The 18,400-nt window shown below is 60.6% G+C and carries 19 protein-coding genes; 2 read left to right on the plus strand and 17 right to left on the minus strand.

The window, feature by feature from the left end:
• Positions 1-10: 10 nt before the first annotated feature.
• The 14 genes from ACJ8J4_RS08395 to ACJ8J4_RS08460 form a co-directional block, all read right to left on the minus strand.
• A complete protein-coding gene (locus tag ACJ8J4_RS08395) occupies positions 11-715 on the minus strand; it encodes an ABC transporter permease (protein ID WP_025303685.1) in 705 nt (234 codons plus the stop codon).
• The gene (locus ACJ8J4_RS08400) at positions 712-1,398 is read right to left on the minus strand and encodes a histidine ABC transporter permease HisQ (protein WP_025303686.1); all 687 of its coding nucleotides are present in this window, start codon (positions 1,396-1,398) and stop codon (positions 712-714) included. Before ACJ8J4_RS08400 ends, ACJ8J4_RS08395 begins: the two co-directional genes overlap by 4 nt.
• 82 nt (positions 1,399-1,480) lie before the next feature.
• Positions 1,481-2,263, minus strand: coding sequence for a histidine ABC transporter substrate-binding protein HisJ (gene hisJ, locus ACJ8J4_RS08405; RefSeq protein ID WP_004936109.1), 783 nt, complete (start codon positions 2,261-2,263; stop codon positions 1,481-1,483).
• Between the two features lie 303 nt (positions 2,264-2,566).
• The gene (locus tag ACJ8J4_RS08410; protein WP_019453741.1) at positions 2,567-3,139 is read right to left on the minus strand and encodes a UbiX family flavin prenyltransferase; all 573 of its coding nucleotides are present in this window, start codon (positions 3,137-3,139) and stop codon (positions 2,567-2,569) included.
• Between the two features lie 131 nt (positions 3,140-3,270).
• A complete protein-coding gene (purF, locus tag ACJ8J4_RS08415; protein ID WP_025303688.1) occupies positions 3,271-4,788 on the minus strand; it encodes an amidophosphoribosyltransferase in 1,518 nt (505 codons plus the stop codon).
• Positions 4,789-4,809: 21 nt separating this feature from the next.
• The gene (cvpA, locus tag ACJ8J4_RS08420) at positions 4,810-5,310 is read right to left on the minus strand and encodes a colicin V production protein (RefSeq protein ID WP_004936119.1); all 501 of its coding nucleotides are present in this window, start codon (positions 5,308-5,310) and stop codon (positions 4,810-4,812) included.
• Between the two features lie 234 nt (positions 5,311-5,544).
• Positions 5,545-6,282 (minus strand): cell division protein DedD, encoded by a 738-nt coding sequence (dedD, locus tag ACJ8J4_RS08425; RefSeq protein ID WP_025303689.1) that lies wholly within the window; start codon positions 6,280-6,282, stop codon positions 5,545-5,547.
• Positions 6,283-7,548, minus strand: coding sequence for a bifunctional tetrahydrofolate synthase/dihydrofolate synthase (gene folC / locus ACJ8J4_RS08430; protein WP_043140120.1), 1,266 nt, complete (start codon positions 7,546-7,548; stop codon positions 6,283-6,285).
• Positions 7,549-7,739: 191 nt separating this feature from the next.
• A complete protein-coding gene (gene accD / locus ACJ8J4_RS08435) occupies positions 7,740-8,648 on the minus strand; it encodes an acetyl-CoA carboxylase, carboxyltransferase subunit beta (protein WP_025303691.1) in 909 nt (302 codons plus the stop codon).
• A gap of 232 nt (positions 8,649-8,880) precedes the next feature.
• Positions 8,881-9,543, minus strand: coding sequence for a DedA family protein (locus tag ACJ8J4_RS08440; RefSeq protein ID WP_004936130.1), 663 nt, complete (start codon positions 9,541-9,543; stop codon positions 8,881-8,883).
• 78 nt (positions 9,544-9,621) lie between these two features.
• Positions 9,622-10,443: a tRNA pseudouridine(38-40) synthase TruA gene (gene truA, locus ACJ8J4_RS08445; RefSeq protein WP_043140123.1), complete on the minus strand. Its 822-nt coding sequence runs from the start codon at positions 10,441-10,443 to the stop codon at positions 9,622-9,624.
• Entirely contained in the window at positions 10,443-11,453 is a 1,011-nt protein-coding gene (locus ACJ8J4_RS08450; protein WP_025303693.1) for an aspartate-semialdehyde dehydrogenase, read from the minus strand. Before ACJ8J4_RS08450 ends, truA begins: the two co-directional genes overlap by 1 nt.
• 110 nt (positions 11,454-11,563) lie before the next feature.
• Positions 11,564-12,685: a 4-phosphoerythronate dehydrogenase PdxB gene (gene pdxB, locus ACJ8J4_RS08455; protein ID WP_043140127.1), complete on the minus strand. Its 1,122-nt coding sequence runs from the start codon at positions 12,683-12,685 to the stop codon at positions 11,564-11,566.
• Between the two features lie 53 nt (positions 12,686-12,738).
• Complete coding sequence (locus ACJ8J4_RS08460) at positions 12,739-13,512, minus strand: AraC family transcriptional regulator (RefSeq protein ID WP_025303695.1); 774 nt, start codon at positions 13,510-13,512, stop codon at positions 12,739-12,741.
• A gap of 117 nt (positions 13,513-13,629) precedes the next feature.
• Here ACJ8J4_RS08460 and ACJ8J4_RS08465 point away from each other — a divergent pair, with 117 nt between their 5' ends.
• The gene (locus ACJ8J4_RS08465; RefSeq protein WP_025303696.1) at positions 13,630-14,562 is read left to right on the plus strand and encodes a DMT family transporter; all 933 of its coding nucleotides are present in this window, start codon (positions 13,630-13,632) and stop codon (positions 14,560-14,562) included.
• Here the strand turns inward: ACJ8J4_RS08465 and ACJ8J4_RS08470 are convergent.
• From ACJ8J4_RS08470 to ACJ8J4_RS08480, 3 genes are all read right to left on the minus strand, one after another.
• Complete coding sequence (locus ACJ8J4_RS08470) at positions 14,559-15,977, minus strand: sensor histidine kinase (protein ID WP_043140131.1); 1,419 nt, start codon at positions 15,975-15,977, stop codon at positions 14,559-14,561. The genes ACJ8J4_RS08465 and ACJ8J4_RS08470 overlap by 4 nt on opposite strands.
• Positions 15,964-16,638, minus strand: coding sequence for a transcriptional regulator TctD (tctD, locus tag ACJ8J4_RS08475; protein WP_025303698.1), 675 nt, complete (start codon positions 16,636-16,638; stop codon positions 15,964-15,966). The genes ACJ8J4_RS08470 and tctD overlap by 14 nt, the downstream gene beginning before the upstream one ends.
• A 167-nt stretch (positions 16,639-16,805) precedes the next feature.
• On the minus strand, positions 16,806-17,024 hold the full coding sequence (locus ACJ8J4_RS08480; protein ID WP_230201402.1) for a hypothetical protein: 219 nt from the start codon (positions 17,022-17,024) through the stop codon (positions 16,806-16,808).
• Positions 17,025-17,410: 386 nt separating this feature from the next.
• Here ACJ8J4_RS08480 and ACJ8J4_RS08485 point away from each other — a divergent pair, with 386 nt between their 5' ends.
• Complete coding sequence (locus tag ACJ8J4_RS08485; RefSeq protein ID WP_025303700.1) at positions 17,411-18,391, plus strand: Bug family tripartite tricarboxylate transporter substrate binding protein; 981 nt, start codon at positions 17,411-17,413, stop codon at positions 18,389-18,391.
• Positions 18,392-18,400: the final 9 nt, after the last annotated feature.

Raw genomic sequence — 18,400 nt, forward strand, 5'->3', positions numbered from 1 at the left:
CCGTCATTTATCAGTGACTAACGTGTGCCATCCAGCGTTTTTCAGCTTTGCGGAACAGGCTGATTAACACGTAGGAGATGATCAGGTACAGCACCGCCGCGATGCCGAAAGCGTAGAACGGCTGGTAGGTCGCGGCGTTGATGTCGCGCGCGATCTTCAGCAGATCCGGCACGGTGGCGGTAAACGCCAGCGCGGTGGAGTGCAGCATCAGGATCACTTCGTTGCTGTAAGCCGGCAACGCGGTGCGCAGTGCCGAAGGCAAAATGATGCAGCGATACATCTTGAAGCGCGAGAAACCGTAGGCGTTGGCGGCCTCGATTTCACCGTGCGGCACCGCGCGGATCGCCCCGGCGAAGATCTCGGTGGTATAGGCGCAGGTGTTGAGCGTCAGCGCCAGGATGGTGCAGTTAAGCCCGCTGCGGAAAAACGCATTAAGAAACTCGGTGCCGCGCACGATCTCGAGGCTGTACATGCCGGAGTAGAACACCAGCAGCTGCACGTACAGCGGCGTACCGCGAAACACATAGGTGTAAAGCCACACCGGGAAACGCACCCAGCGAAGGGAAGAGACGCGCGCCACCGCCATCGGGATCGCCAGCAGCCCGCCCATCACCACCGAGGCGATCAGCAGCCACAGCGTGACTGCCACGCCAGTGAAACGGTAGCCGTCGCTCCACAGCAGCGACTGCCAATACTGTTGCAAAATCTCGATCATAGCTCGGCCCTCTTGACGCCCAGTGAGTAACGCCGTTCAAGCCACAGCAGCACGCCGTTGGAAACGGTAGTGAAGATCAGGTACACCACGCCGGCCACGATGGCGAAGAAGAACGGCTGATAGGTGCCTTTCCCCGCCAGCTGCGTGGCTTTCACCACGTCGTTCAGGCCGAGGATCGACACCAGCGCCGTCGCCTTCAGGATCACCTGCCAGTTGTTGCCGATGCCCGGCAAAGCGAAACGCATCATCGCCGGGAACAGAATGCGCCGAAAGATCTGCGCGCCGCTGAAGCCGTAGGCCGTCGCCGCTTCGATCTGCCCTTTCGGCACCGCCAGATAGGCGCCGCGGAAGGTCTCAGTGAAGTAAGCACCGTAGATAAAGCCGAGGGTAATGATACCGGCGCCGAGCGGATCGATATCGATCTGCGAGAAGCCGAGCAGCGTGGTGATGTTGTTCAGCGCGATTTGCAGGCCGTAAAAGATCAGCAGCATCAGCACCAGATCGGGCACGCCGCGGATCAGCGTGGTATAGGCGCCGAACAGACCGGAGATAAAGGGGTTATGAGACAGTTTGCCACCGGCGCCGATCAGGCCGATCACCACCGCCAGCAACACGGAACTGAGGGCCAGCTCCAACGTCACCAGAGCCCCCTCGAAAATCAGTTGGGAATAGCCTTGCAGCATCTACTTCACCCTGTGGTCTAGGATCCGAACCATCGGGGCCGGCACGCCGGCCCCGCAGTCACAGCATGGAACGGTAAGCGGATTACCCGCCGTAGACGTCAAAGTCGAAGTACTTTTTCGCGTATTTGTCGTAGGTGCCGTCTTTGCGCATCTCGGCGAAGGCTTTGTCCAGCGCCGCTTTCAGCTCGGTATCGGTCTTGCGCAGCCCCATGCCGGTGCCGACGCCGAAGAACTTGTCATCCTTCACCGATTCGCCGGCGAACGCATAGTCTTTGCCCGGCGGCTGTTTCAGGAAGCCGTCGCTGCCCGCCACTTCATCCTGGAAGGCGGCGTCAATACGGCCGGAAGCCAGATCGGCGTAAACCAGATCCTGGTTCTGGTAAGGCACGACGGTGATGCCCTTCGGCTGCCACATGGCGTTGGCGTAGGCTTCCTGGGTGGTGCCCTGCAGCACGCCCACGCTCTTGCCTTTCAGAGCGTCCACGGTAGGCAACAGCTTGGACCCTTTCGGCGCGATCAGACGCGCGTTGGCGGCATACAGCTTGTCGGTAAAGGCGATTTCCTGCTGGCGTTTTTCAGTGATGGACAGCGAAGAGATGATGGCGTCGATTTTCTTCGCCTTGAGGGAGGGGATCAGCGCGTCGAAGTCGCTCTCCACGAAGGTGCATTGGGTATTGATGCGTTTGCACAGCTCTTTGGCCAAATCAATGTCAAAGCCAACCAATTCGCCTTTGGCGTTTTTGGATTCAAACGGTGCGTAAGTCGGATCGGTGCCAATCTTCAGCGTGGAAGGAATGGCGGCAAAGGCGCTGCTGGCGGCGCTCAAAGCCAGAACTAACGGCAAAATCAAAACCCGCTTTTTCATAAATTACCCTCAAATTGATTTTTTTGATGCCACTACGGGCATTACTTTCCCCACCAAATCAATTTGCAGTAATCGTGCCACATTAGGTGCTACGGGCGGAGGGAACGGCTCCGACCTTCACAATACTGTTTCCTGGGACGATAACCGCAAAATTAAATCGGCCGGTTGGGGCCGCGCCACTGGCAACCGCAATAAGGCGGCACCATGAAACAGTGAGCGTGATGAAGTGGGATCATTATGGTGCATACTCCGCCCCAATTCAGTGCGGTGTTGCACAAATGTACCAATTTAGGGATAAAACTGTTAATTAGCACCCTGCCAGCGGGTGAACAGATCGGTCGGCAATTCGATATCAAACTGGTCGATCACCCGATTGACGGTTTGATCGATGATGTCTTCCACGCTTTTCGGCTGGTGGTAAAACGCCGGCACCGGCGGCATGATCACCGCGCCCATCTCCGCCGCCTGCGTCATCAGCCGTAAATGGCCAAGATGCAACGGCGTTTCCCGCACGCACAAGACCAAACGGCGGCGCTCTTTGAGCACCACGTCGGCGGCGCGGGTCAGCAGCCCGTCGCTGTAGCTGTTAACGATGCCAGACAGGGTTTTGATCGAACAAGGCAGGATCGCCATACCCAGGGTTTTGAAAGAGCCGGAGGAGATGCCGGCGGCGATGTCGCGCGCATCGTGCACCACGTCGGCCAGCGCCTGCACTTCCCGTAGGCTGTACGGCGTTTCCAGCGCCAGCGTCTGTCTTGCAGCATTACTCATCACCAGATGGGTTTCCACCTCTGCGACGTCGCGCAAAACCTGTAACAGGCGCACGCCGTAGATCGCGCCGCTGGCGCCGGAAATGCCGATGATGAGTCGTTTCATGAAGAATGGCCTCTGCCGTAAAAAGTAAGATCAGGCAGACTTTGCCGCAATGGCGAGGGATAAGCAAGTCAGAGGAACAAGGTGCACCGCCGCAGACGCGGCGATGCACCTTGAGGGATCAACGCAGACCGTTAGCCTTCGTTGTGCAGTTCCAGATTTTCCGCTTCGGTTTGCACCCGCATCGCCTTGGCATCGTCGCTGCGCAGCGACTCCAGGTATTCCAGATAGCTTTGGTCAACGTCTTTGGTCACGTAGATACCATTGAAGACCGAGCATTCGAACTGGATGATGTCCGGGTTCTCTTCGCGCACCGCTTCGATCAGATCGTCGAGGTCCTGGAAGATCAGCCCGTCGGCGCCGATAATCTGACGGATTTCATCCACTTCACGCCCGTGGGCGATCAGTTCGTTGGCGCTCGGCATGTCGATGCCGTAGACGTTAGGGAAACGCACTTCCGGCGCGGCGGAAGCCAGATACACGCGCTTGGCGCCCGCTTCGCGCGCCATCTCGACGATTTGCTCAGAGGTCGTGCCGCGCACGATGGAGTCATCCACCAGCAGCACGTTCTTGTCGCGGAACTCGGCACGGTTGGCGTTCAGCTTGCGGCGTACCGACTGGCGACGCGCCTGCTGGCCCGGCATGATAAAGGTGCGGCCAACGTAGCGGTTTTTCACGAAGCCCTGGCGGTATGGCTTCTCGAGAATACGCGCGATCTCCAGCGCGATATCGCAGGAAGTTTCAGGAATCGGGATCACCACGTCGATATCCAGATCTTCCCACTCGCGGGCGATCTTCTCACCCAGCTTCTGGCCCATGCGCACGCGGGCGCTGTAGACCGAGATCTTGTCCATAAAGGAGTCTGGGCGCGCAAAATAAACATATTCGAACAGGCACGGGTTGGTTTTCGGGTTCTCTGCGCACTGGCGGGTGAACAGCTGGCCCTTGGTGGTGATGTACACCGCTTCGCCCGGCGCCACATCGCGCAGGAACTCAAAGCCCAGGGTATCCAGCGCCACGCTCTCGGAAGCCACCATGTACTCGCTGCGGCCATCCTCCAGCGTGCGCTTGCCGATCACCAGCGGACGAATGCCGTTGGGATCGCGGAACGCCAGCAGGCCATGACCGATGATCATCGCCACGCAGGCGTAAGCGCCGCGCAGTTGCTGATGCATAGCGGCGACCGCTGTAAAGATGTTGTCGGCTTCCAGCGGATAGTGCGGGAAGCGATCCAGCTCGCTGGCCAGCACGTTCAGCAGGATTTCCGAGTCGGAGGTGGTGTTGACATGGCGGCGGCCGCTTTCGAACAGCTTTTGGCGCAGCTCATGGGCGTTGGTCAGGTTGCCGTTGTGGGCCAGCGTAATGCCGAACGGCGAGTTGACGTAGAAAGGCTGGGCCTCAGAGGCGCTCGAGCTGCCGGCCGTCGGGTAACGCACATGGCCAATGCCCATGTTGCCCTGCAAGCGTTGCATATGGCGCGCCTCAAACACATCCTTCACCAGGCCGTTGGCTTTACGCAAACGGAACCCGTTGTGGGCGTCAATGGTGACGATGCCTGCGGCATCCTGGCCACGGTGCTGAAGCACCGTCAGCGCATCATAAATCGACTGGTTTACCGGCATGAAACCGGCGATACCGACAATACCGCACATGTTGTCTTTTCCTCATCAGCGCTACCGCCCCGGCAATTGGGTCGGCAAGAAACTCGACGTGCTCTGCAGGTAGTCAAAGAACCACCTGATGACGTAACTGAACTGGGGGATCAGCTGCGACTGTTTCCAGTCGGCACTTTGTGAAAAGCCGGTAAAGGTATCCAGGAAGAACAGGATCGCCGCGACAATCAACACGCCGCGCAGTGCGCCGAAGCAGATGCCCAGCACCCGGTCGGTGCCCGACAACCCGGTTTTCTCTACCAGTGAGCTAATCACATAGTTAACAATAGCCCCTACGATCAGGGTCGCGATGAACAAAATCGCGATCGCGATGCCGTTTCGCACCAGTTCATCTTCAAAACGAGTGAAATAGACCGCAAGGTAAGAGTAGAAATGGCTGGCAACAAAAAACGCACATCCCCATGTCACAAGTGACAATGCTTCGCGAACAAACCCTCGGATCAGGCTCACCAGAGCCGAAAATCCAATCACCGCTATAATGACGTAATCAATCCAGACCATGAACTATTCCAATGATGAATCGCCCCTGCATCCAATTCGCGGCGAATTCTAACAGAAAAAGAAAACGTTTGCGTAGGGGATTTCCTACCACGTTACAAATAAAAAGCGGCGATTAAAAAATTCCCAATCGCCGCGCCTACATAGGTGATTTCGCCTGTAAAAGGCGCGGTTTCTCTCGCTTTCTCTCCACCACTCCTGAATTCAGGGGCGCATCCTGCTGCGCCCCCGCGGGGTTTAACGGCCGTACGGCTTCACCTGCCCGCTCAGCCCGCTGATCGAGTTCAGCGACGGCAGCGCCGCCTGCAGCTTCTGCTTGGAAGCGTCCGGGCCAACGTAGATGCGGGTGATCTGCCCTTGCACCGGCGTTGACGGCACGGTAAAGGCGCGATAGCCCGAGAGACGCAGCGAAGCGACAATCTCGTTCGCCTTGGCGGCGTTCTTCAGCGCCCCGAGCTGCACGACATAGGCTTGCCCGGACGGCGCTTTTTCTTCCGCCGGTTTGGGCTGCGGCGCCGGTTCTGGTTTCGGCGTCGGTTCCGGCTTCGGCACCGGTTTCACCTCCACCGGCTTCGGCTGCGGTACCGGTTTTGGTTTCACTTCCACCGGTTTGGTTTCCACCGGCTTCGGCTTAGGCTGCTGCACCGGCTGAGGACGCGTCTCGACCGGCGGCGGCGCCACCTGCGTCGGTTGCTGAGCGCTCTGCCGCACCGCCTGTTGCGCCGCCGCTTCGTTGGCCGCCTGCTGCTCGACCAGCGCGCCCGCCCCTTCCGGCGGCTGCGCCGGCAACGGCTGCGTCACCGGCGGCAGCACGTCGTTCTCTTCGACGTCGCCCGCCTTCGGCACCAATGGAATGGCCGCGAACTCATCCTCGTAATGCTTCTTTTTGCCGTCCAGCAACCCTGGCAGGATGATTACCCCCAGCGCCACCAGAATCACGGTTCCAACCAGTCGGTTCTGAAATTTACTCGCCACTCACACTCCCCGCATCTCGTCTAACGCCGCCATCACCTGCGCCACGGTGTGGAACGATCCACAGACGATCACAATATCCTGTTTATCAGCATCCTGCATAGCCTGCCGCCAGGCAGTTTCGACATCATTAAAGCGGCGCGGTTCCGTCAGATGCTGCGCCAGCTGTTCGACGCTGGCACCGCGCGGTCCGTCGAGCGGTGCGCAGTACCATTCATCCACCTGCTCGCTGAGGCAGGCCAGCGTGCCGGCGATGTCCTTGTCGGACAGCATGCCCACCACCGCGCGTACCTTGCCGCCGTCGCGCGGCAGCTTGGCCAGACGCCCGGCCAGATAGCCGGCGGCGTGCGGGTTGTGTGCCACGTCGAGGATCAGCATCGGCTCCCGCCGCACGATCTGGAAACGCCCCGGCAGCGTCGCCTGCTGCAGCCCGGTGAAGATCGCGCGTTCGTCGATTTCCAGCGGCGAACAGTTCAGCGCCGCCAGCGCGGTAGCGGCGTTCGCCAGCGGTACGTTCGGCGTCGGCAGATCGGTCAGCTGCGTGTCGCCGCCCTGCCACTGCCAGCGATCGCCCTGCTCGCTGAAGCTCCAGGCTTCACCGCGGCGATACAGCGGTGCGCCCAGCGTTTCGGCGACCTGGCGAATGCTGTCCGGCATGTCGGGTTCGCCCACCACCGCCGGCTTGCCGCTGCGGAAAATACCGGCCTTTTCACGGCCGATGCTTTCGCGATCGTTGCCCAGCCAGTCGGTATGATCGAGCGCGATGCTGGTGATCACCGCCACGCTCGGATCGACGATATTGGTGGCGTCGAGACGCCCGCCCAGGCCCACTTCCAGGATCACCACGTCGAGCCGCGCCTGTTTGAACAGCTGCAGCGCCGACAGGGTGCCGAATTCGAAATAGGTCAGCGACGTTTCGCCGCGGCCGGCTTCAATGGCGGCGAACGAGCGGCTATGCTCTGCTTCGCTCAGCTCTTCCCCCTGAATGCGCACGCGTTCGGTATAGCGCACCAGATGCGGCGAACTGTAGACGCCGACGCGCAGGCCGGCGGCCAGCAGAATGGCTTCGAGGGTACGACAGGTCGTGCCTTTGCCGTTGGTGCCGGCAACGGTGAACACCGTGGGTGCGGGGGTCAGTAAATCCAGATGCGCCGCGACGCGCTGTACGCGCTCAAGGCCGAGTTCGATCGCCTGGCTGTGCAGACGTTCCAGATAGTAAAGCCACGAGCTCAATGGCGACGTGGCTTGGGGAATTTGGTGGTTTTGCATGAGTCCCGTCACTGAACTTGGGTTCATTAATCCATCAGGGCACCACCCTCACCGCGGTAAAGGCGATGCGCTTCGTAACCGCCGCCAACCCGCAAACCATGGCGCGATAGGCCACGGCCGGCAGGGAACGGGCATCAGCCGTCACTTAGCCACAAAGTGGCGGCTGAACCCGGGCGGGATCTGTCTTTGCCTCAGGCGTCGGCCTGCGGCTCCGGCTCAATGACCGGCGCGGCCTCATCGAAATGCGGCTGCGGTTGGTTGGTCAGCTTGGACAGAATGCTCGCCAACGTTTGGCGCATCTCCGGACGGCGAACAATCATGTCGATCGCGCCTTTTTCGATCAGGAACTCGCTGCGCTGGAAGCCCGGCGGCAGTTTCTCGCGCACGGTCTGCTCGATGACGCGCGGGCCGGCAAAGCCGATCAGCGCTTTCGGCTCGGCGATATTGATGTCGCCCAGCATCGCCAGGCTGGCAGAGACGCCGCCCATGGTCGGGTCGGTCAGCACGGAGATGTACGGCAAGCCGCGCTCCTGCATCTTAGCCAACGCCGCGCTGGTTTTCGCCATCTGCATCAGCGACATCAGCGCTTCCTGCATGCGCGCGCCGCCGCTGGCGGAGAAGCACACTAGTGGACAGTTGTCCTCCAGCGCCTGCTCAACCGCACGCACGAAACGCGCGCCGACCACGGAAGACATTGAGCCGCCGATGAAAGCGAATTCGAAGGATGCGGCGACGATCGGCATACCGTACAGCGTGCCCTTCATCACCACCAGCGCATCTTTCTCGCCGGTCGCTTTCTGTGCGGCGACCAGACGATCTTTATAGCGCTTGGAATCCTTGAATTTCAGAACGTCCTTCGGCTCCAGATCGCTGCCCAGCTCCACTTCACTGCCTTCGTCCAGCAGGGTATGCAGACGCGCGCGCGCGCCCATACGCATGTGGTGGTCGCACTTCGGACACACTTCCAGATTACGCTCCAGCTCGGCGCGGTAGAGAACCTGGCCGCAGCTGTCGCATTTGGTCCAGACCCCTTCAGGAATGCTCGCTTTACGGGTTTGTGTGATATTGCTCTTGTTAAGAATTCGTTCAATCCAGCTCATCGATGACCTTTCTGTTTGAACCTGGCACACGCCAGTCCGCTGTTCATGCTTTAACAATCCCCCTGAAAACACCCCAATGAAAAAATGCCCGTTCGCGGCGCGGCAAGCGCGGCGACTGAGGCATCGGCTTCAGGGTTGTTCGCAGGAACAGACCATAATGTCGCTCATTAAACCATATCGGCCCGGCGCTGTGGACAAAAAACTGGTCGAACCGACAGGTTAAGCGATGTTTTTACTGTTTTTGCTGGCGGGCGGCCGCGCGCTTGTGACGCCAAATTTCAATCACGCCCGGCAGAATCGAAACGATGATGATCCCGACGATCAACAGTTTCAGGTTCTCCTGCACCACCGGCAGATCGCCGAACAGGTAGCCAGCATAAGTGAAGAGCAGCACCCAAACCAGTGCACCAATCACGTTGTAGGCGGCGAAGTGGCGATAGGACATATGCCCCATGCCGGCGACGAACGGCGCAAAAGTACGCACGATCGGCACGAATCGCGCCAGAATAATCGTTTTCCCACCGTGCTTCTCATAGAACTGATGCGTCTTGTCCAGGTAGCTACGGCGGAAAATTTTCGAGTTCGGGTTGCTGAACAGCTTCTCGCCGAACAACCGCCCGATAGTGTAGTTCACCGCATCGCCAATGATCGCCGCTACGGCCATCAACGCCACCATGGTGTGCACGTTGAGATCGTTGGTCGGCAACGCCGCCAGCGCGCCGGCGACAAACAGCAAAGAATCCCCCGGCAGGAACGGCGTCACCACCAGGCCGGTTTCGCAAAACAAGATCAGGAACAGAATAGCGTAGACCCACATGCCGTATTGTGCGACCAGCTCGGCCAGGTGCACATCAATATGCAAAATGAAATCAATAATAAACTTGATGATGTCCATAAATTCTCTCATTGATACCGGGTGTTTCAATCACCCGGCAGAAGCACAAGGGAGCGACGCTTTCAGGCGTGCCGGCGTTTAATCGTCGGGCAAAAACAGCGGCCCCATCGGCGGCCGCGGTAGACCAAAATGATCGGGATAGTCCACGGCAACCAGATACAGCCCCTCGGCTCGCGCCGTCGCCGCCGCCAGATTGCGATCCTTCAGCGCCAGCAACTCGGCCATCCAGTTCTCATCCTGATTGCCGCAGCCGATCTCCATCAGGCTGCCGACGATATTGCGAACCATGTGATGCACAAAGGCATTCGCCTTGATATCTACCACAATATATTCGCCGTAGCGCGTAACCTTAACGTGTTTTACGCAGCGCCACGGGGTGCGCGACTGACACTGCACCGCGCGGAACGAGGTGAAGTCATTCTCGCCCAGCAGCGCCTGCGCCGCCCGGTGCATGCGATCGGCATCCAGCGGGTGATAAAAGTGCGTCACCCCCTGTTGCAACACCGCCGGCCGGTAGCGATGGTTGAAAATAATATAGCGGTAACGGCGCGCGGTAGCGCTGAAACGCGCGTGAAAATCGTCGGCGACGGGGCTCACCCAGCGCACCGCGATGTCCGGCGGCAAATGGGTGTTCACGCCCATCGTCCAGGCGGCGTCCTTGCGACGCGCGGTGGTTTCGAAATGCACCACCTGCCCGGTGGCGTGCACCCCGGCGTCGGTGCGCCCGGCGCACAGCACGTTGATCGGCGCATCCGCCACCTTGCTCAACGCCTGCTCAAGGCGCTCCTGCACGCTGGCCACTTCTTGCTGCCGCTGCCAGCCGTAGTACCGGCTGCCGTCATATTCGATGCCCAGCGCTACCTTCAGCGTCGGCTGAGCGGACGAGACCACCTCTGACATCAGTACATCTGCTCCTGCACCAGACGCTCGGCGGTTTCGATCGCCATTAACGCGCCGCCGAAGCGCACGTTGTCCGCCACCGTCCAGAACTGCAGCAGCTCGGGGATGCCGTAATCGTTACGCAGGCAACCGATGCTGAGCGCATCGCTGCCGGAGGCTTCGGTCACCTGAGTCGGGTAATCGTCCTCTTCGCTCAGCTGAATGTCCTCGACTTCTTCGAGCTCGCTGCGCGCCTCTTCGGCGGACAGCGGGCGCAGCGCTTCCAGGTGCACCACCTGCGCATGGCCGTAAAACACCGGCGACTGAACGCAGCTCACCGAAATCGGCAACCCTTCGTCCTGCAGCACCTTGCGCACCTGATCGACGATCAGACGCTCTTCGCGCACGCTGCCCTGCTCGTCGGCAACGAGCGGCAGCAGGTTAAACGCCAGCTGTTTAGCGAAGACGCCTTCCTCGGCAGGAATGCCGTTCAGCAGGCGCGCGCTCTGGCCGGCCAGATCGTCCACCGCGGCCTTGCCGCGCGAGGATACCGACATCAGCGTGGTAACGTGCAGACGCGATAGCCCCGCCTGTTCGGTCAGCGGTTTGATCGCCGTCAGCAGTTGGCTGACCATGCTGTCAGCCACCGCGACGATATTGCGGTTGCGGTAATCCGCCAGCACCTGCGGGTTAACACCCGGTACCACCAGCGGCACATCCGGCTCCATGGCGAACAGACCGCTGGTGTCGATCACCAGGCAGCCCATGTTGCCGGCCTCTTCGGCATAGCGAGCGGAAGCGTCGCTGCCGGCGACGAAGAAGGCCAGTTGGGCCTGCGACCAGTCGAACTCTTCGGCGTTCTGCACCAGAAGAGACTTGCCGTTGAAGCGCACATTGGCGCCCGCACTGCGTTCGCTTGCCAGAGGATAGAGCTCACCCACCGGGAACTGGCGTTCCTGCAACAATTCCAGCAACGCTTCACCTACCGCGCCAGTGGCGCCGAGCAGCGCGATATTCCAGCCGTCAGACATCGGGTTTTCTCCAGAGTATTTCATTCATAAAAGCAGACGGGCAGTGCAATCACCGCCCGATAATCTTTACCGCTCACTGTAGCGGCGTTGGCTTAAGACAACCTTACGCGCTACGCCAGGCTAAAGCCCAGCTTGCCGAGCAGCTCGGCGCTGGCGCTGTCATCGCATTGCACGGCCAGCGAAGACCACTCGCGGCGCTCCTGGTAGTGCTTGCGCAGGCGATCGAATTCGCCCGGTTGCCCAGCGACTTTGCGCAGCGGCGCATCATCGCGGCGCACATCATACACCAAGTGCATCAATCGTTTTAACCGCGCTTCATCCAGCGGCCCATTGAGGCGGATCTGGCTGAACTCCGGCACCGGCAACAGCGAGGCCAGCGCCACCTGTTGCGGCTGCCCCAGATGGCGGCTGAACGCCTCGAACACCTGGGTGGTGCCGCGCGCCTTGCCTTCCAGCGTATACCCAGCGATGTGCGCGGTGCCAATATCCACCCGCGCCAGCAGCGGTAAGGCGAGATCCGGCTCCGGTTCCCACACGTCCAGCACCGTACTCAGCTTTTTGCCCTTTTCTAGCGCCTGCAGCAAGGCGGCGTTATCCACCACCGGCCCGCGGCAGGCGTTGATCAGAATGCGGTTGTCCGGCAGGGCCGCCAACAGCTCGGCGTCCGCCAGATGCAGCGAATGGTATGGGCCGGATTTATTCAACGGCGTATGGAAGGTCAGCACGTCGGCCTCGGCCACCAGCTTCTCCAACGGCCAGAATTCCCCGGCGTCGCCGCGATCGGCACGCGGCGGATCGCACAGCAGCGTGCGCACGCCCAGCGCTTTGAGGCGAGCATCCAGACGGGAACCAACGTTGCCCACGCCGACGATGCCGACGGTTTTATCCCGCAGGTGGAAGCCGTCGCGTTCGGCCAGCAGCATCAAGGCAGAGAACACATACTCGACCACCGCGATAGCATTGCAGCCCGGCGCGGCGGAAAAGCCGATGCCCTGACGTTGCAGCCAGGCTTCATCGACGTGATCGGTGCCGGCGGTGGCGGTGCCGACAAAGTCGATATGGCTGCCGGCCAACAAGGCTTCATTGACCTTGGTGACCGAACGCACCATCAGCGCATCGGCATCCGCCAGCGCCTCGAGCGGGATCGGGCGGCCCGGTACCGCCTGCACCTCGCCCAGGCGGCTGAACAGCTCGGCCGCGTACGGCATATTTTCATCAACCAGAATTTTCACTGCGTTCTCCGACGGTTTACGGCTATTTGTCTGCGAAATAGTGTGCCACTGAATCAGGCACGGCGAAAGCGCTCAGGGGTAGTGCCGGCGATCTGCTGGAACATGACGATAAAGGCCGACGCGGAGCTGTAGCCGACGTCTAACGCCACGTCCTGCACGGTCTTGCCCTGCTCGAGCAGGGAGACGGCATGCAGGAACCGCAGGCGCTGGCGCCATTCGCTGAACGACATGCCCAGATCCTGTTGGCAGCGTCGCGACAGCGTGCGCTCGGTGGTGTAGACCCGAGCCGCCCACGCCGCCAGCGAGGTGTTGTCCGCCGGACAATGCTCCAATGCTTCCAGCACCGGCGCCAAGAACTTGTCGTCCGACGACGGCAGATAGGTTTGCTGGCGCGGCGACAGGCGCAGCTGATCGATCAGCACCTGGCAGAGACGCAAATCCGCCTCCGCCTGCGGAATGTACTGCTTGCGCGCATAGAAATCCTCGGCGATGGCGCGGAATATCGGCGTTACGCTCACCAGACAGGGGTCGGCCGGCATGCCGGTGCACAGCGCCGGCGTGATGTCCACCATGCGGCACTGCGCCAGCCGCTGGTTATAGCAGGAGTGTTCGATGCCGGCCGGCGCCCACAGCACGAATTCCGGCGGCGCCAGAAAGCGCTGCCCGCCGATGCGCAGCACCATCACCCCGGCTTTAACCCACATCAACTGACCCCAGGTGTGGCTGTGCGGCTGGAATTCGGTGCGCGCGTTGAACTCCTCGCAGCGGAACTGTACCGGGTTGGGCGCCGGGATCAACGACTCGGGGAAATGGCGGATTTCTGGCATGGTTTCGTCCCGTGATTTGTCTTGTTTACGCCGATTTTTGTCTGAATATCACTATATATGATAAACCGGACACGCGTAGACTAGCCAGCATGTTGGACGTTATTGAGAATAATTATCATGAATATGCTCTTCCCGCTGTTGGCCGTGCTGATTTGGTCGATTAATGCCGTCGTCAGCAAACTCTCCGCCACCGCCATCGATCCGGCGGCCATCTCGCTCTACCGCTGGCTGCTGGCGCTGATTGCCCTCACGCCGTTCGTGCTGCCGGGCGTGCTGCGCAACTGGGCGCAGGTGCGCGCCAACTGGTGGAAGCTGATGATCCTCGGCCTGCTGGGCATGGTGCTGTACCAAAGCCTGGCCTATTACGCCGCGCACAGCGTCAGCGCGCTGTTTATGGGCATCATCGTGTCGCTGATCCCGCTGCTGACCATCCTGATCAGCATCGTTCTGCTGCGCATTGCGCCAACCGTCGGCGTGCTGCTCGGCAGCATACTCTCCTTCTGCGGCCTGATCTGGCTGGTCAGCGGCGGTCAGCCCGGCGTGCTGTTGCAGCACGGTATCGGCAAAGGGGAATTGATGATGCTGCTCGCCACCGCCTCGTACGCGCTGTATGGCGTGTTGACCAAACGCTGGGCCATCGCGCTGCCGAACTGGCAATCGCTGTATGTGCAGATCCTGTTCGGCGTGCTGTTGCTGCTGCCTAATTTCCTGATGGCGCAGGATGTCGGATTGAACGGCCATAACCTGCCGCTGGTGCTGTTCGCCGGCATTCCGGCTTCGATCATCGCCCCGTTCCTGTGGATCCAGGGCGTGATGCGCCTGGGCGCCAACACCGCCTCGATCTTCATGAACCTGGCACCGGTGTTTACCGCCGCTATCGCCGTGCTGTTCCTGCATGAGCAGTTGCACGGTTACCACCTGATCGGCGGCGGCATTACCCTGCTGGGCGTTATCCTGTCGCAGCGGCTGCGCACGCCGCTGACGCGTAAAGCCAAAGCCAAAGCCAAAGCCCCGGCGGCCAACGCAGAGTCCTGCAAAGAACAGGCTTAAGGCAGCAGCCTGAAACGCACCCGCACCAACAGGCCGCCCAGCGCGGCAGAGCTCAACAGCTCCGGGCGGGTGCCGTGATACGCGGTGATGTCTTTCACCAACGCCAGTCCCAATCCGGCGCCCGGCTGATCGCCCACGTTGTCCAGCCGGTGAAACGGCTGCAGCGCCAGCGCCTTGTCCTGCAAGGCGATGCCGGGGCCGCTGTCTTCTATCTCCAGCACGCCTTCCCCTGCCGCCTTATCCTGCGTGAGGCGAGCGGTCACCACGCCCTGACGCGGCGTATATTTCAGCGCGTTGTCCAGCAGGTTGGCGCACAGCTCGGCCAACAGCAGCGGCTCCCCCGCCACTTGACACGCCGCCTCGCCTTCGAACCCGAGATCGATCTGTTTACTGCGCGCCTGCGGCAAGCGGGAAAAGCAGGCGTCGCGCAGCACCTGCGCCAGGTTGACCGGTTGCAACTTACGATCGGCCTGGTGCTCGCTGGCTTTCAGGCGTGAAAGATGCAGCAGGCGGTCGGTCAGCGACACGGTATTATCCAGCGTCGCGCTCATCGCCTGTAGGCTTTCGCGCCACTGCTGCGGCCGGTCACTGGCCAGCGCGACCCCTACCTGAGTCTTCAACACCGCCAGCGGCGTGCGCAGTTGGTGCGAAGCGTCGGCGCTGAAGCGCTCCTGACGTGCCACCATCAGCCGCAGCCGTTCGATGTAACGATTAAACGCCACCAGCAGCGGCTGCATCTCCGACCATGGTAATACCCGCGGCAAGGGCGTCAGCTCGCCCGGATCGCGCCGCAGCATGATACCGGAGAGCTTACGCATCGGCTTCAACACCCGCTTGAGCAATGCGAACGCCAGGATCAGGGTTAACGCCACCACCGTGCCCTGGCTCAGCAGCGCCGCGATCATCATCTGCCGCGCCAGGTAACGGCGCGACTCCAGGGTTTCCGCCACCAGAATGGTCGCCATGCCGCTCACGCCCGACTCGTTGACCGGTTGAAACAGCGCCGCCACGCGGATCGGCCTGCCGAGGTATTCCGCATCGTAAAAATGCACCAGCGCCGGGTAGAGCGTGGAACGCGGGATATGGGGCGGCAAAGGCGGCAAATCGTCATAGCCCGAGATGCTTTTCCCCTGCGGCGAGATCACCTCGTAATACAGCTGATCGTTCATGTTGCGCTCGAAGCTGTCGAGCACCACATAGGGCACATCAACCGCCAGCTTGCCTTCGCGCACCACCAGTCGCTCCGCTACGGTGCGCGCCGACGCCAGCAGCGTGCGATCGTAAGCCAGGGTGGCGGCGCTCATGGCGCTGAAATAGTGGGTGTAGATAGAGATGCCGCCCAACGCCAGCAGCGGCAGGCCAAAAAACAATAGCAGTTGATAGAACAGCGAACGCGGCGCGTTAAACCACCGCATCGCACAGCTCCAGGCTGTAACCCAGGCCACGCAGCGTGACGATCGCCACGTCGCTGCCCTGCAGCTTTTTCCGCAGGCGGTGTACGTAAAGCTCGATGCTCTCCGGATTGGCCTCGTCGGACAACGTAAATACCTGCTCGAACAGCTGTTGCTTGGCCACCGGGCGGCCGCGCCGGTGCATCAACGCGGTCAACACCGCCAGCTCACGCGGCGTCAGCGCCAGCGGTTTGCTCTCCAGCAGAAAATAGCCTTCGTCGTGATAGGTCAACGCGCCGTACTGCAACGCCGGCTGCGGGGCGCCGACGCTGCGGCGCAGCAGCGCCCGAATACGCGCTTCCAGCTCGTCCAGTTCGAACGGCTTGGTGAGGTAATCGTCCGCCCCCAGATTCAGGCCTTTTACCCGGTCGGCCACGTCGGTGCGCGCCGTCAGCAGCAGCACCGGCAGATCCTGCCCGCGCTTGCGCAGGCGCGCCAACAAATCCAGACCGTTCATACGCGGCAGCGCCACATCCAGCACCGCGAGCGCATAGCGTTCGTTGAGCAGCAGGTGATCCGCTGCCACGCCGTCCGGGGCGACGTCGACGGCAAAGCCGGCGCCGGTCAGCGCCTTTTGCAACCAGTGAGACAGCTCGGGGTGATCTTCAACCAATAACAGTCGCATGTTCCCATTCCATTGATTTATCTGATCAACCTGGCGCCAATATCGCGATTGTTAACAGGTCGATAACAGAGAATGGCATGGAAAATAAGGGGATAAAAGAGCGCCGCGCCGCCAGTTTTGGGAGCTGGCACACAATTATGCGTATAGAGCGCGATCGCAGGACGATGTCAGATCAGCGGAATGGGGCTATCGGCCACGGCAATGTCCAGTACCGGGCGCAGCTTGTCGGCGGTAAACGGCGAAGAAACCAGCACGGAGCGGTTGTTGGCGGCAAATACCAGATCGATGCCGGTCACGCAGGCGGTCATCTGGCAGGCATACTTTTCACCGTCGGCGTTGACGAAATGCAGTTCAAACACGCCAACGTCGGCACGCAGTCGCTTCAAACGGCACTGCCCGGTTTCACCGACCATCTCCGCGTAGACCTCAGGCAACCGTTTAATCGCGCATACTTTGGCGCTGTCCCTACCACCAAATAATTTCCCTAACGAAAACATATCACTGCGTCTCTATTCATTTCACTGATCATGATTTTATCGCGAAAGCAGAACGGCAAACCTGATATTACGCAGGATTTTGGCCGGTTTTGCGCCCTGTTCCTGCCCGCATTTCTATGGTAGCGCACCCGTGATTCACTGGCGACAAGAGACCCTAATCACAGACTGGAAACTTTTCCGGCCACTGAAAGGTAAATGAAAGGTTGTTGTTTTAACAATCCTGCAACCGCGCTCTGCGGGATTCACAACCAGAACAATACCGAGGGCAAGCCACAATGAAAAAAATAATGACCCGTACCTTTACCGCCGCCGCACTGTTGCTGGCAGCCTCTCAGGCCTTTGCCGTGGAAGCGCCCAAACGCACCGAATGTATTGCGCCGGCCAAGCCTGGCGGCGGCTTCGATCTGACCTGCAAGCTGATTCAGGTGTCGTTGCAGGACACCAAGGCCATCGATAAACCGATGCGCGTCACCTATATGCCCGGCGGCGTCGGCGCGGTGGCCTACAACGCCATCGTCGCGCAGCGCCCGGCGGAGTTCGGCACCGTGGTGGCCTTCTCCGGCGGCTCGCTGCTCAATCTGGCCCAGGGCAAGTTCGGCCGCTATAACGTGGACGACGTGAAATGGCTGGCGGCGGTCGGAACCGACTACGGCATGATCGCGGTGCGCGCCGACTCGCCTTACAAGACCCTGAAAGACCTGATGGACGCCTTCCAAAAAGATCCCAACAGCGTGGTGTTCGGCGCCGGCGCCTCCATCGGCAGCCAGGACTGGATGAAAACTGCGCTGCTGGCGCGCGAAGTCGGCGTGGATCCGCGCAAGATGCGCTACGTGGCGTTCGAAGGCGGCGGCGAGCCGGTCACCGCGCTGTTGGGCAATCATATTCAGGCAGTTTCCGGTGATCTGAGCGAGATGGTGCCTTACCTGCAGGGCGACAAAATCCGCGTGCTGGCGGTGTATGCCGAACAACGTTTGCCTGGCCAGTTGGCCGACATTCCAACCGCCAAAGAACAGGGGTACAGCCTGGTGTGGCCGATCATTCGCGGCTTCTACGTCGGGCCGAAAGTCAGCGATGAAGAGTATCAGTGGTGGATCGACACCTTCCAGAAAATGATGGCGACCGATGAATTCAAGCAGCAACGCGATCTGCGCGGCCTGTTCGAATTCAACATGACCGGCAAAGAGCTGGACGCCTACGTGAAGAATCAGGTTGCCCAATACCGTGAGCAGGCGAAAGTGTTCGGCCTGGCCAAATAACCGCAGGGG

Source organism: Serratia sp. CY47280 (genome assembly GCF_052168655.1).
Taxonomy (GTDB): Bacteria; Pseudomonadota; Gammaproteobacteria; order Enterobacterales; family Enterobacteriaceae; genus Serratia; species Serratia bockelmannii.